This window comes from Streptomyces sp. NPDC097595, assembly GCF_044761525.1.
GTDB lineage: Bacteria > Actinomycetota > Actinomycetes > Streptomycetales > Streptomycetaceae > Streptomyces > Streptomyces drozdowiczii_A.
This window is the reverse complement of sequence record NZ_JBIWCN010000007.1, coordinates 187,453-203,583: the sequence shown is the minus strand read 5'-3', so window position 1 is coordinate 203,583 and position 16,131 is coordinate 187,453. Positions and strand designations below refer to the sequence as shown.

Sequence of the window (16,131 nt, the reverse complement as noted above, 5' to 3'; positions counted from 1 at the left end):
GGTCAGCAGTGCCCTACGGCCGTTCGATCGCCTGGAGCGTTAGGCATGGCGCAAGGGGTGATGCCGGCGTGCCCCAGCAGCGAGATCTTCCAACAGCACATCGGCCACCAGCTCCTCGACCACGGCGATGCCGTACTCCGCCATGGCTTCGGCCAGCTCGGGATCCCACGGGGCTCCGGTGATGCGCCCCGGTCGAGGACCGTGGGCGTTGCGGACGATCGCGGATCGGTAGTCCGCCGCCGTCATGCGCCAGGGGTACGCCCCTGTCTTCTCGATGACGTACGCGGCGATGCGGATACCTTCGCCGTCGAAGTCACCGTGGTAGCGGAGAGCAGCGCCTCGGTCCGCGAGTAGGCGCAGGAACTGGATAGCTGCGCCGTTGGGCCAGCCGGACGTGCAGACGAGCGGTGGGCAGTCGGAGCCGAAGCGACGGAGAGCCAGAGCCAAGATGCTCGGGTTCTCCACGACGTGGACAACGGGTGGGACAGGGGTGGCGGGCAGGGTGAGCTCGCCCGGGCTCCTGACGTGGGCGAGGGTCAGGCTGGCGGCCTGGCCGGCCTCCGTGCACAGGCGGGCCACACGGGCGAGAAGGCCGTCGCCGCCGGGGCGCAGTCCGCCGACGGCGACGGTGGCGGACAGCTCGTCGTCGGCGACGCCAGCGCGGGACCACAGGGCGCGCCGTTCCGCTGCGGACTGCGGCGGAGCAATGTCGTACAGAGTCGCCAGGGCACGCAGGACGAGGGTGGAGACGGGTGCGCCGTCGTCGAGAGCGTGAGCGTGGCCGTTCAGGGCTCGGGCGGCGAAGACGGGCAAGGGCTCGGCCTGGCCCGGTAGTTCGGCGAGCACCTTGAGCGCGTCGGTGAGCAGCTTACGGGTACGTTCCGTCGAGCCGCCGACCAGCCCTGCGGCTCGACAGGACGCAGCCCAGTCGGCGAGCACCGGCTGCGCCCGTACCGTGTCGTGACCAGCCAGCCAGGCCCACAGGCCCTCGCGTTCGTCCTCCTGGCGGCGGCGTTCACCGGCTCTGTCGCCGAGCGGGCCGATGAGTTCGGCGACGACTTCTCGTACGGTGCGGCCGGAGAGCTCGGTGACGGCCTCCTCCAGGCGGGCCAGGGCGACGGAGGGCCGGGGGTCCGGCAGGCGGTCCAGGCCGAGGAGGTCTGCGAGGGCTTCGCGCTGGGTCTCGTCCAGCAGTCCGAGGCGTACGCGTCTGACGGGGCGGCCGGAGGAGAGACGGTCGTGGACTGTTTGCCAGACGGGATGGAGTTCGGGGCGGCGAAGGGTCGCGTCACCCGGCGCGAGATGCTCCCGAGAGGTCGTCCCGCCGGACACGGGGTGGTCCCGCAAGGTCATCCTTCCTCCATTCCGGTGCCGTTCCAGACGAAGCGCGCGCTGGTGACGGCGTCGTCTCCGTCGGTCAGGAGTTGGTGGACGGCGATGCCGGGCAGCTCCCTGTAGCTTCCCCACTCGTGGTCGGAGGTGATCATGAGGTCCAGGTCGAGTGCGGTGAGCAGGGCGAAGACCTGTCCGCGGTTGACCGTGTCGACGCCGACGAAGACCTCGTCGAGGAGGATCGGGCGGGGGGCCAGGGGCACGTCCTCGTAGTGGGCGGCGACGGCGGCGAACAGGGGCAGGTGCAGTGCGATGGCTTTCTCCCCGCCGGAGAGCGCGCCGTGCAGCCGCTTGGTCAGGGGCTGCCAGCCGCTCCCGTCCGCCCGGTCGAGGCGGACGGTGAAGATGTGCCAGGCGGTGTAGTCGAGCACCTCGCCGAGGTGCTCCTCCCAGCTCGCGGCCGTGTCGCTGCCCTTGGCCTCCTCGATGCGGGCACGGAAGAAGGCGTGCAGGGCCTCCCGGTCGGACTCGGTGACCCGACCGGGATCCTTCAGGAGCAGCTGGCGGGCGGTGCGGGTGCTGTCGGGGAGGTCCGGGCGGACGTCCCAAACGAGCTGGACGGCGACGTTGGAGGCGGTACGGACCCGCTCCAGGTGCCCGTTCATGTGCGCGACGAGTTCGCCGGCCCGGCGAATGCGGGCGGCGAGGTGGCGGCGGATGTCACCGGTGAGGATCTGGTCGAAGAGGCGCCGTTCGGCGGTGCTGATGTCCTCGCGGCTGCGGTCACGCTCCTGGGCGAGCGCGGCGAGCAGACCGGTCGCCCCCACGCGGACGCCCTCCAGGGTGGCGGTGAAGAGCTGGATGTCGTCGTCGGGCTCCAGCTCCAGGTCGGCGCGGACGCCGAGGTGGCGGCGGGCCTCGTGGACGGCTTCGGAGAGGCGGGTGGCGGCGTCGCCGAGGTGGCGCGGGGCGTGCGGGACGTGGGGCCACCGTGCCGCCATGGCGCGGGCGGCCTCCAGAGTGGCCTTGGTGCCGTCCCCGGCGTCGAGTTCGGGTACGACGCCCGCGTCCTCGGCCAGACCCACCAGGCACAGGTGCCGGAACCGCCGCGCCGCGCCGTCGCGGGCCTCGGCTGCCTTCTCCTGCCGGTCGGCGTCCTGGCCACTGGTGGCCCTCAGCTCGCCGATGCGGCCTTCCAGGCCCAGGAGGAGCTCGGCTGCCTGGCGGGCTTCCTTGCCGCAGCGGACCCGCTCGGCACGGGTCTCCGCAACGCGCGCGACGATCTGCCGGTAGTCCGCGCCGACCGTCTCCTCCACCGCCTTCAGGCGTGCCGTCATACCAGCCGCCTTCGCTTCCGCAGCGGCCGCGTCGGCGGTCTGCTTCTCCGCGCGAAGGCGTGACCGGTCCGCCCGTGCGGCCGTCTCACCAGCCCTTTCAGCGGCCGCGATCGCGTCGATGCGGGCGTCCGTCCAGGCATCGGCGAGGTCGCGGAAGCTCTCCACGTCGCGGCCGAGTTCGCGCAGCCGGTCGCGGTCCGTGGGCAGTCCGTGTTCGGCGGCCCTGCGGCTCAGCGTGCGCAGCGCGCCGGCCACGTCACCCTCGCGTGCGGCCAGATGCTCGGTCGCGTCACGCACGGCGTCGTCCCGGGCGGCCACCTTCTCCTCGGCCCGGTCCCAGTCCCGTCGGCAGGCGTCGAGTTCCCGGTGGTCGGGCCGGGCGGTGCGGTCCTCCGCCAGCCGGGCGGCGCGGGCTCCGAGTTCCCGCAGCCGGTCGGCGAGGGTGGCCAGGGAGGCGTCCTTCTCGGCGATCAGCTCGGTCAGTTCGGCGATCTCACGCTGCTTGGCCCGCTGCCGGGCGAGGGCTCCGATGTGGGCGGGCTCCGGCTTGCTCCAGGAACCCGTGGCCGGCGCGAGGCGCCAGGCGCCGTCGGAGGAGACTGCCGCAGGGTGACCGCCGGGCAGGGTGGTGCCGTACGCGATGCCGGCGAGGATGCGGGTCACCGTGCCGGCCGGTACGGGAATGTCCTCCTCGGGCCTCAGCACGTCCAGCAGGCTGGAGCCGGGGGCGGTCGTGGCGAGGCCGACCTCGACACGGGTGTCGTGCCCAGGAAGGGTGAGCCCTTCGGATGCGCTCACCCATGCGTCCAGGAGGCCCGACGCCTCCAGTGCCGCTTCCACCCCGGCCTGTACGGGGAGCGGGACGTCCTCGTGGAAGGCGATCAGCCGCCACAGCGGCGCGCCCGCCGCAGCCGTGCGGACGGTGGTGCGGGTGGGTGGAGCGACGGGCTGGAGATCGGTCTCGCCGCTGAGCTTGCGCCTCCGCGCGTCGAGCAGGTCACGTTCCTGCTCCAACCCCTGTTGCGCCGTGCGGACTCCGGCCCGCTCCGTGGTGATCTCCTGGTCCAGCGGTCGTGCGACCGTTTCGACCAGCTCGCGCACGTCTGCCTCGACGGCCGCCCTGGCGGCCAGTTCATCGAGGTCGGGGATGCGCAGCTCCGTGCAGTCCCAGGCCCAGGCGAGCAGCCGCTCCGCCTGGGCTGCCAGGGCTTCGTCCCAGGCGGCGGCGGTCGTGTCGCGGTGGGTGATCGCGTCCGCGAGCCGGGTTCGGGCCTCGTCCAGCAGGCCCTCGGCGGTACCCCGGTCGCGTACCGCCCGGTCGTGGGCGTCGATCGCGTCGGTGATGTCGGCGACCTGCTGCCGTCGGGCGGTGACCGCGCCCCGGAGCAGTCGGCGGGCGGCGGTGCCAGGAGCATCGGACCGCCTGCTCCCCGTCCTGACCGGGGTGTTCGCCGACTCGTTGCCGAGGGGCTTCACCTCCCCTTCCGCGTCCAGCATCGTCTTCACCTCGTGGTGAATGGACTCCATGCCTGCGGCCCGGGCCGAGCGGTGTGCCTCGTCCGCAGTCGCGCGGGCGTGTTCGTCGCGCGAGCGGGCGTGTCCCGCGACCTCGTCGGCGTGCTTCCGGTCCTCCTCCGCCTCGGCCTCGGCGGACCGGGCGGCGGTACGCCGCTCCGCGGCGGCCGCGACCTGTTCCTCGGTGCCGCGGCGGAGCTCCTCCCCCTTCTGGTAGGCGTCGCTCTCCCGAAGCCCTTCGATGATCTCGTCCAAGGCGTGCGCCCGCAGTTCCAGCTCCTCGCGCAGGGCCAGGGTGGAGGCGCGCTCCTCGCACGCCTTCTCGTACTCCTCGGCGCTGACGCGGGCGTTCCGGGTGAGGTCGTCCATCTCGGTGGTCGCAGAGATCAGCGCTGCCGCGCCGGCCCGCAGGACCCGACGGGCGTAGGCGCGCTGCCGGGAGGCGACGTTCTCGGCGGCCGTCACCTCGGCGTCGAGCCGGTCGAGGTGGTCCCGCTGTCGGTCCAGGCGCTCGAAGCCCTCGGCGAGCTCGGTGATCTCTCCTTCGCCGAGCGGGGGCAGGGCGCGGGACAGCAGGGTGGACAGGAGGGAGGGGTCGAGCCGTTCGGACAGCTTGGGCTGGCGGAGCTGGAGCAAGGCGGAAAGCAGGGACTCGTACCGCTGCTCGCCCATGCCCGCGAAGAGTTCGCGCCGCACAGTGGCGCGGTAGTCGGTGGCTGCCGGATGTACCTCGCCGCGGTCGCGCAGGGCTTCGGTGAGGGCCGCCTTGGTCAGGGGCTGTCCGGTGTCGTTGACGAGGTGAACCCCGTCGGGGTGGGCAATCCGGGCGGTGGTGGTGAAGTAGTCGGCGTGCGCCGTGGTGGTGTGCACGCTCGCGTGCAGACGGGCTCCGCAGCCGAACCAGTGCTCGGTGCCGTCGTCTCCGACGCGGCGGAACTCCATCCACACATACCCAACACGGGTCTTTCCGGACGCTCCCTGGCCGAGCAGGTTCCAGTGCATCGTGCGCTCCGAACCGCCAAACGTGGAGAGGCGGTTGGGGCGGAGGCTGGCGTCGAAGAGGAAGGGGAGCAGCAGTTCCAGGGCCTTGGACTTGCCGGTGCCGTTCTGACCGCGCAGCAGCAGGCGACCCTGGTGGAAGGTGAAGGTCTCGTCGTAGTAGCGCCAGACGTTGAGGATGCCCGCGCGATGGGGCTGCCAGCGTCCGCGGGCTGCGTTCGTCTCGTGAACGGGTGACGGCTCGATCGTCTCCTCGGGCCTTCGCTGAAGGGGGAGTTCCGTCACGCTCACTGCTTGTCTCCTTCTCCGGCAATGCCGGTGGCGGTCACGGCTGGCGGATCGTTCTTCGGGGCTGGGCCGGTGGCCTCCGTCAGGCGGTAGCGGTACGCGGCCGGTCGCGCGATGACACGGTCTCGGGCCCTGGCTGCCAGGCCGACGTCGAGCAGGATCCGTACGGCGTCGTCGGCAAGGCGGGCCGGGCCTTCCTCCGACTGGTACGCCTTGGCCCAGCCCGGGAAGCGGCGCAGCAGCTCCGCTCCGGCTTCGGCCAGCTGCTCGGGCAGCAGGCCCGCGGGCGTGGCGCAGAGCGGTGCGAGGAGGAGCAGCGCGGCGACTCGGGCTGTGGAGCTGTCGTCGGGGAAGCGGACGTCGGTGGCGATGGCGTCCGGGTCGACGAGTAGAAAGCCCTCCGCCCGTTCCTCCAGGAGGAAACCGGCCTGTTCGACAGAGCGGCGCAGGATCTGGCGTCCGGTCAAAGAGGTGACGTAAGCGAGCTCGTCGTCGGCGAGATCGGCCCGGTAGAGCACGGGGTCGTCGAAGAGGCGGCGCAGCACCGAGTGGCGCAGCCTCAGGTTGCGCTGGGCGTCCGTGATCGCGGTGGTCTCGGCGTGCGTATCGTCGGCAGAAGCGCCTCCGTAGCGGCGCTCCCTGACCAGGCCGACAAGGAGGTCCTCGAACCGCGCGGGCACCTCCTCCGGAGGCACGGCGAGCCGGGAGGCGCCGACCGGTGCGGCGGGCAGCCGCATGAGCAGCGTGTTGTCCACGCGGTAGAGGACCTTCGCCTCCGCGGAGTCGACGTACGTCTCGGTCGTGCCGTCCACCACACGCAGTACGTCGTACGACTCCAGCAGCTTCAGGACGTCGACGAACGCCATGCGCTCCGGCCGGTGGACCGGGTCGAACCCCGCCAGCGCGCGGTCGGCCGCCATGGCCTGGACGACGCGGTCGGCGAGCATGCCGATGGTCGTCATCGGCATCGACAGCAGCTCCGCGGCGGCCACGCACAGCAGGACGTACCGTCGGCGGTCGAACGGGGCCCGGCCGGAACGCGCCCGGCGAGCGGGGCGGGAGCCGTCGGGGTTGACGCGGACCTTGGTGAGGCGGGCGTAGCCCCGGCGGGGCTCCACGACCAGATTCCAGCCGCAGGTGTAGTCGAACCAACGAGTCAGCGGGTCACGGCGGCGGCGCACCAGATCGAAACCGGTCGGGTCGGCTGCCTCGGTGAGCAGCGGGCGGGCCAGAAGGAGGCGGATGGCACGGGCGACCTCCTCCCGTTCGGCGGAGGCCAGTTGGTTGGCGAGGGTGCTCATCCTGCGGCCTCCTGCCCCGTGGCGGCGCGGACTGCCGGGAAGGAGATCGCCCCACCCACGGCCGTGACGTGGATGACGTAGTCCGGTCCTGCCATCGTCCCCTGCACGGTACGCAGTACGGCGGTGCGCCCGTCGGGGGGCGGCGACAGCGCCACCTCCACCCGGCCGTCGCCGGTCGTGGCCCGTCGCCGGCCACCCACGTCCGGCCGGGCGGCCAGCGCCCGGCCCAGCAGATCGAGGAGACGGTCGAAGGCCGCGGGGTCGAGGGTGCTGAAAGAGGAGAGCCGTACCGGGCCGTCCGTCTCCAGCGCCTGCCAGGCGCGTGCCAGCTCCGCTCGCTCCGCCCGGGCCCGCTCGGCGCGTTCCGCCCTGACCGCCGCAACGTCCCGCACCGTGGCCGTACGAGTGAAGCGTTCGGTCCGTCCGCTGGTCCTCAGCAGGGCCGACACCTGTACCGGCGGCGCCTCGGACCAGGAGTGGGACGAGGGGATCAGCTCCGGGTCCGGGTGGGCGAGGTGGGCATGGCGGGCCGGGCCGAGGCCGAAGGCGGCCGACCACAGCCGGTGCAGGTCCTCCTCGTCGGGAGCCGCAGCGAACCAGCGCGCGAGCTCCCGGAAGTCCTGTACGGCGCTGGAGGGGCGGCGCCGGGACTCGTTGATCCGCTCCAGGACCTGGAGAAGGGAGACGATGGCACGCCGGGCGATGTCGTGCAGCTGCTCGATCCGGGGGCGCGCCCCGTCGTCCGGCAGGAACCAGGCCCTCAGCCCCGCCCAGCGCGCCCGCCGGCTCTCCAGCCAGCCGGCTACCGGGTCCTCTCCCGGAGTCGGAGGCAGCTCGGCACCGCGCAGGGCCCGCTCACGCAGCACCGCGATGCCCCGCTCCTCCACGCGTGCCACGGCGGCGGCCACCGTCTCGCCGCGCCGGTCGAGATTGACCAGGAACTCCTGGAGATACGCAACGGTGGCGGCCTTCACCTCACGGAACACGTCCAGATCCACTCCTTCGGCGCGAAGGAGTCTCTGCAACTGGCCGTTGAAGGCCTTGGTGTTCTCCACCAAGCCCTCCAGATGCCCCTCCAGCTCCCGCAGGGTGCTGAAGATCCGTCGGTCGGCCGCGGCAGGTTCGCCTGACAGGAGGGTCAGTTCGTCGAGCCGGTCGGCGATCGCCTCCAGCACCGCGGTCTGCAGCGCCCCCGTGGAGGCCAGCACCTCCAGGGCGTGTCGCACCCCGGCGAGCGCGGCCTCGCCCCGGCGGGTCAGCGAGTAGTGCAGGTTGCGCCGCTCGTACTCCTCGGCCGTGCGGTAGTTCTGCGCGTGGTTGTGGACCACGTCGAGGAGTTCCCACTTCACCAGCCGTTTCAGCGTCTCGTGCAGTTCCTCGTCCTCAAGGTCCGAGACCCAGCCCACCGCACGCAGCCGCTCCCGTACGCCGTCGAGCCCGAGCGCGGTCTCCAGGTGCTCGCCGGCCACCCCGAAAGCCTCGAGCACGGCGCCGTTCAAGTCGGCCGTCTCCCCCGTGGTGAACCGGAACATCTCCGGCGGAACCCTGCGCATGCTGGTACGTCCCCTCCTCCGCCACCCCTGCGGTACTTCGGCGCCCACGCTAAGGGACGGTCCGAAATCCCGTTCTCGATTCGCCGTCATTCTCATGGCACTCACGGCCGAGGATTGCTCCGTGCTCTCGAACGGGTGGACAAGGCTTTGCGAGACCCGGATGCAGGAGACGAGTACATTGCCGCTCGCACGGTAGGGCAGGTGCTTCGACGGTTCCAGGATGATCCGTACAGTGACCAGTGCGGCTCCGGCGACCACGATCGCGTCCGGCGACGGCGGCTTCCTGTTCACGGGGGACCTGTGTCCCACGCGAGGCTGAAGTGCACGGCGGTGCGGCCCCGCTCCGCCCGGTCAGACACGGCAACAGCCGTCCGTCGGACTACCGAGCCCAGTGGCCCACTTCGCCTGCGAGGTAGAGGAAACGGGTGGTTCGTCAGCGGGCGATGCCAGGAGCGAAGAGAGGCTCGCACCACGACTACACCTCGGTGGCGAAGCGGCAGAAGCGTGTGTACCCGATGCGGCACGCACCACGGCCCGGGCAGTTGGAGCGGCCGGACATGACCCGTACAGTCAGGCCTCGCCGACACCGCCCAGGAACGACAACCTGACCTGACGGTTGGTATTGCTCCTGTTCGTGTCCACCACACTCCGTTAAGGCAACCCTCCCCGTACCTGGTTACGTCCATGCGGACCGGTCGTCGGAGACGGGCGCCCTCCCCAGCGAATCTGTTGCTATGTCTGATCACGCCCAAGCGTGATTCGTAGTACCTTGTCTGCTTCAGCGTTAGGAAAGGCCTTGCCGCAACTGGGCTTACGACGTGCAGCCCATGGTGTGGTGGGAGCGATGGGGGGACATCGTGAGTGCCGCGCCGCGTTTCATGGCTGCCAAGGCTCGTCCGTTGCCGGTGCTTGTACTGGCGGACGTGAGCGGAAGCATGGGGGAACCCCGGGAGAAGATCGATGTACTCAATGAGTGCATCCGCCACATGCTCGATGATTTCGCTACCGCCGATGTCGGGCGAGGCACCATCCACGTCGGTGTGATCGCCTTCAGTCAGAACCAGGCCAAATTGCACCAAGACATGGTGCCCGCGGCCGAGGCTTCCTGGATCGACATGGAAGCCTCGGGAGGCACCCCGCTCGGCGCGGCCCTCGGACTCGCCGACGAGGTGCTGCGCGACGAGTCAGCCGTCCCGGCCCGCTCCTTCTCTCCCACTCTCGTTCTCGTTTCCGACGGCATGCCCACTGACGAGTGGGAAGAGGCCCTCGACCGATTGCTCGACTCCCCCAAGGGTTCTCGCGCCAACCGGCTGGCTGTCGCCATCGGTCCCGACATGACCGAACAGGCGAAGGCCGTACTGCGCCGCTTCGCCAGCGACGAGGCCAACGGCGTGTTCGAGGCACATGACGTCGGACGTATCCAGCAGTACTTCCGCTGGGTCACGGTCACCGTCACTCAGCAGGCTCGAAGCACTCGTCCGGATCGGGCACCGGTATTGCGCCCCGACGATCTGTCCGAATTCGGCGCCTGACCCTGTCGGAGAACGCAGCGAGAGGAAGCATCCGTGGCATCGCGCTGGGATCTCGACGGTCTGCTGCGGCCCGTCGAGGACGAGTACCACCAGTTGTGGCCGCTGTCCCACTCGATAGGTGCCGGCGGCCAGGGCGAGGTATGGCTGGCCCGTGGCGGACGTACCGCCATCAAGATGATCACTGCTTCGACTCAGGAAGCGGCAGAAGCCGTTCACACGCGACTGCGCCGCATCCAGCGCTTGCCACTGGACGGCGTTCCGTTGGCGGGCGTCCTCGCCCTGCTCGCTCCGCCGAAGCTCGGTTATGTGATGGAACTCGCCGACGAGATGGTGCCGCTGGACACGTTGTGTGTGCCCGACGAGGAAGACCTCGCGGCCTGGTACGTGCGCACCGGCGGCCTGGAACGCCGACTGCGGCTGCTCGCCAAACTCGCGGGTGCCGTCGCCCGGCTTCACTCACGCGCCATCGTGTACCAGGACCTGTCGCCCTCGAACGTGCTGGTCTCCGCAGCTCCCGAGCAGCAGGAGATCCGCCTCATTGACGTGGACAATCTCGGTCTTGTCTCGACTGTCGCATCTGCGCCGGTGCACACCCCGGGATACGGGGCACCGGAAATCGTATCCGGGCGCAGTGGTGCCACGACGCTGGCCGACGCGCACGCACTCGCCGTCCTGATCTTCGAGACCCTCACGGCAAGTCACCCGTTCCGTGGTGACGACGTTCTGGACTCCGCTCCCGCTTACCAACAGGAGTACGCAGACTGTTTCCGCCTTCCCTGGATCGATCACCCCACTGACCGCACCAACGAGTGCACCTTGGGCATCACACCACGGGAAGAGGTGTTGTCCGGTCAGCTGTGGGGCCTGGCCACCCGGTGCTTCGTGGACGCCGTGACCGATCCTTTGGTCCGGCCGTCGGCTGCCCGATGGGCCGCAGCGCTGCACTCCGCAGCGGGACAGACGGTCGAGTGCCCGGAGTGTCACTGGAGCTACCGAGCCGCGGCCTCCTCCTGTCTGGCCTGCGGCAAGCCCCGCGGACGGGTCTGGCTACTGCGCCACGGACTGACCGGCCCGGTCGGTACCGAAGACGACACTCCCCTTGTAGAGCTGTCGGAGGTGCCTCTGCCCGACTTCACCGTGCTGCGCCCCGACAGCCTTACAACACTGACGGCCCGTCACACCTCGCCCGCCCCGGACCAGCTCGATGCGGTGGTCGCGCATTTGCGGTGCCAGGGCCAGGACGTGACTGTGTCAAACCTCTCGCGCGACAGCCTCTGGCTCGACCACCAGGACGGTCGGCCGTGGCGTGAGATCGGTCAGGGAAGCCAGGCAACCGTGCCGGTCGACGGCCGTTCCTGGACACTTCACTTCGGCAAGCAGGGTGTCATCCATCGCTGGGTACGTCTGATGACGCTGGAGGCGAGCGGGTGAGCGTGCGCACCAAAAGACCGGCGATGCCGGCCCGTATGCCGGGCGAACCCGTGCTCCTTTCCTTCCTCTGGCATCGAATACCACAGGAGTTCACCGACCAGACCATCCCCGACGGCGTCGAGGTCCGGCTCCATCACCGGCCTACAGGCCAACTGGACCTGGTCACCGATACCACCACGTTCGGGATCAGGCCGGCCACTCCGAAGGACGAGCGGAAGCTCGATCGGGTCCAGGCGGCCGGGACCACTTGTGTGGCAGTGACCGCACATCCGGTCCGCCCGCAACCGCCCACGCCTGTCCCGCCGCCTCGGCGCCGTACCGGAAACCCGCATCAGTCCTCGTCGGCGGCCGACACTCCTTTCACCGTGCGGGTTCACATCTACGCCCCTGCCACAGGACTCGCGGTACCGCTCAGCACCGGACTGCTCCTCGATGTCGACGACGCCGTGCTGGAGGACGCCACCAAGTACGCGGACCGCACGGACACCGTCAACGTCGGTTCGCTTATGGAGTTCATGGCACGCGAACTCCTTCTGGAGCCCCGTCCCGGCGCTCCAGCGGACGCAAGGCGCATGGTGGTCTCGGCCGGACCGGCCGGAAGCTTCGCAGCCGGCTTCCGGGTGCACGGGCCAGGGCTCATGGCCGATGTCGAGAAACACAGCGCCGGCTACCGCATCGTCCGCTTGCTCAGCTCGGTCCATGACCGAGGCGGCACCATTCAGAAGGCACTGGCCGTCGGATCCATCGAGTTCCGCGACATGACCGCCAGACAGCGGGACCGCGAGAGGATAAAGCAGGGCCTCGACCTGGTGGCCAGCCAGAACGGCTACCTGGCCATGTGGGACAGGTACCAGGAGCTGGAGGCGCGCCACATCAGGAGACGCCTCCGCGACTTCGGAACCATCCGCTACACCGACGTCAAGGTCGAGTCCGACGGCCGCTGCGCGTTCACTGTGGACCTCGGCCGGGCCCTGCCACGCACCCGAGCCGCGTTGGAGAACACAGCTGCGGCCGAACGCGTCGAGCTCGAGGCTGCCGAGAGGCTTCCGGCCTCCGTGACGGACACCGCGATGACCGACCGGGAGTGGCTCGTCGCTTCCCGCGCGCAGAAGGTGAAGGCCTGGGTCGGTGAACCTCTCGGATACGACAGTGTCACCGAGGTCCTGAGGCTCACTGCGACCCTCAACAACCAGCAGGACCCGCCCCCTCAAGGGTGGCTCTACCTGGCGCACCGCGGCGACCAGCGTCGGCTCGACCGGCGCGAAAAGGCCATGCAGCAGCTGCGCACCGACGGAACGCACATTCCTGCGCTGCCGACTCTCCTGGAGGGAGGAGCCTGGCCGCAGCCGACACGGCAGCGGATCACGAAGCTCTCCCCCTCCGCGCTCAGCTGCTTCGCTCCTCACGGACCGACGTCGGCCCAGCGGGAGGCGGTGCTCACCGCCCTCAACACTCCTGACGTCGCGATCATCCAAGGACCACCGGGCACCGGCAAAACCCAGGTGATCGCTGCTCTGGTCAACCAGCTGGGCGACCTCGCTCAGGGGGGAGATGTGGCCGGGAGCACCCTGTTGACGAGTTTCCAGCATGCGGCGGTGGACCACCTCGTCACTCGTGGCTGGGTCTTCGGGCTTCCACCGCTCAAGGTGGATTCGCGCGGCCGGGGCAGCAAAGTGGCACTGGACACCTGGCGTATCGAGGCAGCCCGTGCTGCCGACCTGCGGTTGCGTGAGCGCCCGGCCGGGCCTCATCTGGCTGCCCGGCGAGCCACCGCCGAGCTGGCCGCCACCTATCGGGCGGCGCCGGTCCCACCCGAGAGCCTGTCGCGCTTCCTGGACCAGGTACTCACCCAGGTCGGGGACATCGCCGAACCGTCACTGGTCGGGGAACTCCGCAGTCACAGGGACCGGGCCGAACAGCAGCGCATGCGAGCCGCCGCCATGGCCGACCCCGACGTGCGCGCGGATCTGCTGCCCTACATCCGGTCGCTGCGCTGCACCGCAACCGGATTCCACGATGACGGGCCCCGCACAGCCCGGGCACTGTTGACACGGCTGGCACTCGCCGACAGTCCGCTGTTCGACGGCATCTCCTACCAGGAACCCCTGCGTTCGGCAATCAGCGTCACCGCACCACACACCGAACTGCTCAACGAGCTCACCGCGTTGCGCGATACCCTGCTCGACCGTCTCACCGCGCGCATCCGGCTTCCAGAGGTCACCGTGGCCGATCCCGCTATCGTCGACCTCCTCGACCGGCTCGCAGCACAGCTCGCGGAAGCGGTGACCCGGTCACCCGACGCCATAGCCGCGGCGCTGCTGGATTACCGGGATGATCTGCGCAGCGACCCAGAAGGTGTCGACGACACACTCCGCGCCTACACCGTCTCGCTGGCCTCGACCTGCCAGCAGGCCGTTTCCAAAGCCATGGTCGATGTCGGCCGTCGGGACGGAGCGTTCGAGTCGGTCGTCGTCGACGAGGCAGCGCGGGCCAACCCTCTGGATCTCCTCATCCCTCTCGCCCAGGCCCGCCGCCGGATCGTGCTGGTCGGTGACCACGCCCAGCTTCCCCACATGCTGGAACCCGACGTGGAGCGCGAGCTGAGTTCGCTCGGCGACGACGTCCGTGAGCGGCTGCAGGAGAGTCTGTTCCAACGACTGGCCCGGCAGTGGGAGCACAGCTCCTCCGACGGGCACTCCCGGTTCGTCCGCCTCGACACCCAGTTCCGTATGCATCCGGTGCTCGGCAGCTTCGTCAGCGACAACTTCTACCAGGGGCAATTACGCAACGGCCGTGAGGCGAGTGACTTCACCCACGGAATCGAACGATACGGCGAAGTTCCCGCGGTATGGGTTCCCGTGCCTCAGTCCGCCGGCGGTGAGACCCAACGGGGAACGAGCCGCGCCCGCCACGCCGAGGCCGTCGTCATCGCCGCGGAGATAGCCGCGCTGATCGAGCGGTACCCGAGGATGACCTTCGGTGTCATCTCGTTCTACGCCGCGCAGGTCACCGAGGTGTGGAAGGAACTGAAGAAGGCCGGACTCGCCGAGTTCACCGATGCGGGCGGGTGGCGCCCCGTGACCCGGCTCAGCCGTGACGAGGACGGCGCGCCGCTCGACCGATTGCGGGTCGGCACCGTCGATGCCTTCCAGGGCATGGAGTTCTCGGTCACCTATCTGTCCACTGTGCGCAGCTGCACACCAGTCGCGCGGAACGACGCCGAGCGCGCCTACGGGCACCTGACCGTCGCCAACCGGCTGTGCGTGGCGATGAGCCGCCAGCAGCGGGTGCTGGCCGTGGTGGGCGACGACGACATGTTCGGCCCCGGCAGTCCGGAGGCGGTCAAGCCTCTTGCCGGGTTCCTGGAGCTGTGCCGGAAGGGAGTGGACGGCCGTGTCGTTCGACCGTGAGACCCCTGTCTTCCAGCTGGCCGTTCCCCCCCGCCAACGGTACCGGCCCGTTCTCCTGCCCGTGTGGGTTCACCAGGCAACGGCACCGACCGGCTACTCCCGGACACTGGACGTCTTCCAGACCGTGGTGCTGCGCCTGTGTGCCGCCGGGGTCCGCGATGTCGGTGACCTGTCCCGGTTGATCGGGCTGGACACTGCCCTGTGCCGCACGGTGATCGCCCGGCTCGTGGAGGGGCAGCTGATGGCACACGAGCTGCAGCTGACCGAGGCGGGGCGGCGCACCGTGGCCGAAGGCGAAGTCGCCGAGACGGAGCCCCGGCTCGTCCGTGTCTTCCAGGACCCGGCCACCGGGATGCTGTTGCCTCGTATCCTGGTCGCCGATCCCGTACGCGCCGACCTGCGAGCACATCGCGGCCGCTGGGTCACCATCCAGTTCGGTACTGCTGGCGCCTCCCGGGAGGTTAGCGCGCTGACGCTCCGGGCCGGCGGTTCCTGGATGCGCCCGTCGGAACGTGATGTCCTCGAAGCCTGCAAGAGTCACGACCTGGCGGCGCGGGGCCTGCGCGGTGCTTCCCGCGATCCGGACAGCTCCGTGGGGGCGGCCCGACGGATCGGGTTCCACGGTACGGCGAACCCGGCCCATGTCGTGTGCTACGTCGTTGAGGGCAACGACGGGTCCGGACGCATGTGGACCGTGGAGGACCCGTTCGCGGTGGGCGACGGGCGGTTTTTCGCAGATCTTCTGGCCACCCGTGCAGAGACCGACGAGCAGTTGGCCCGGCTGATCGACGACATGCTCGGAAAGAGCCGCCACGACCGGACCACCGCCGCGCGCAAGGTCGACCGGGAGCTCGCCGAGGATGCCCGCGCCGACGTGGTACGTATGCTCGGCGAGGAAATCCGGAACCACTCCGAGGTGTTGACCCACCTTGCGGACATCGAGCTGGCGCTGCTGAAGGACACCGCGCGGGAACGGGAGAACGCCGCGCGCAACGCCATTCGCATCTTCGAGTGCATACTCCCCGAGCTCAACGAACGGTTCCCTGCCCGGATCCCACCATCCAGGGAGCCGGGGGTGCGGGAGCGCACGTTCGTATTGACCGCCCAGCGCCTGGGCGCCACATCCGTGCCGCCGGAGATGCGCAAGTACTGCTCCAGACCGGCCGGCGGGCTAGCTGGAGACGTGATCAGAGCCGTCTGGGCGGCCGGGGAGAACGCACAGCATCCGCTCGCCGCGTTTATCCGCGAGCGCCCCACCCTCCTGGAGGATCTCGACCGGTCACGCATCCTGCGCAACAACGCGACGCACGGACCGACCGGCGCACCGGCCCCTGATGAGCTGGAGCACATCCGGACTCTCGCCTACGACGCGGCCCGCCACTTGCTCGGTCTGAGCAGCGGCCGACCCACAATCAGCAAGAGGGTGAACTGAC

General features: G+C 70.0%; 8 protein-coding genes. 4 read left to right on the top strand and 4 right to left on the bottom strand.

Annotation, left to right across the window (positions count from 1 at the left end; translation table 11 throughout):
* Window positions 1-39 precede the first annotated feature (39 nt).
* The 4 genes from ACIQZN_RS13860 to ACIQZN_RS13845 are packed head-to-tail and all read right to left on the bottom strand — an operon-like array spanning window position 40 to window position 8,325.
* Window positions 40-1,353, bottom strand: a complete 1,314-nt coding sequence (locus tag ACIQZN_RS13860; RefSeq protein ID WP_403992083.1) for a TIGR02679 family protein — start codon at window positions 1,351-1,353, stop codon at window positions 40-42.
* On the bottom strand, window positions 1,350-5,474 hold the full coding sequence (locus ACIQZN_RS13855) for a TIGR02680 family protein (RefSeq protein ID WP_403992080.1): 4,125 nt from the start codon (window positions 5,472-5,474) through the stop codon (window positions 1,350-1,352). Before ACIQZN_RS13855 ends, ACIQZN_RS13860 begins: the two co-directional genes overlap by 4 nt.
* Window positions 5,471-6,772 (bottom strand): TIGR02678 family protein, encoded by a 1,302-nt coding sequence (locus ACIQZN_RS13850; protein WP_403992077.1) that lies wholly within the window; start codon window positions 6,770-6,772, stop codon window positions 5,471-5,473. The genes ACIQZN_RS13855 and ACIQZN_RS13850 overlap by 4 nt, the downstream gene beginning before the upstream one ends.
* Window positions 6,769-8,325 (bottom strand): TIGR02677 family protein, encoded by a 1,557-nt coding sequence (locus ACIQZN_RS13845; RefSeq protein WP_403992074.1) that lies wholly within the window; start codon window positions 8,323-8,325, stop codon window positions 6,769-6,771. The genes ACIQZN_RS13850 and ACIQZN_RS13845 overlap by 4 nt, the downstream gene beginning before the upstream one ends.
* A gap of 857 nt (window positions 8,326-9,182) precedes the next feature.
* Here ACIQZN_RS13845 and ACIQZN_RS13840 point away from each other — a divergent pair.
* From ACIQZN_RS13840 to ACIQZN_RS13825, 4 genes are read left to right on the top strand one after another with little or no spacing between them, the layout of a single operon-like run.
* Window positions 9,183-9,857, top strand: coding sequence for a VWA domain-containing protein (locus tag ACIQZN_RS13840; RefSeq protein ID WP_403992071.1), 675 nt, complete (start codon window positions 9,183-9,185; stop codon window positions 9,855-9,857).
* Between the two features lie 33 nt (window positions 9,858-9,890).
* A complete protein-coding gene (locus ACIQZN_RS13835; protein ID WP_403992068.1) occupies window positions 9,891-11,288 on the top strand; it encodes a lipopolysaccharide kinase InaA family protein in 1,398 nt (465 codons plus the stop codon).
* The gene (locus ACIQZN_RS13830) at window positions 11,285-14,698 is read left to right on the top strand and encodes a DEAD/DEAH box helicase (protein ID WP_403992065.1); all 3,414 of its coding nucleotides are present in this window, start codon (window positions 11,285-11,287) and stop codon (window positions 14,696-14,698) included. The genes ACIQZN_RS13835 and ACIQZN_RS13830 overlap by 4 nt, the downstream gene beginning before the upstream one ends.
* On the top strand, window positions 14,682-16,130 hold the full coding sequence (locus tag ACIQZN_RS13825) for a hypothetical protein (RefSeq protein ID WP_403992062.1): 1,449 nt from the start codon (window positions 14,682-14,684) through the stop codon (window positions 16,128-16,130). Before ACIQZN_RS13830 ends, ACIQZN_RS13825 begins: the two co-directional genes overlap by 17 nt.
* The last annotated feature ends 1 nt before the right edge of the window (window position 16,131 follow it).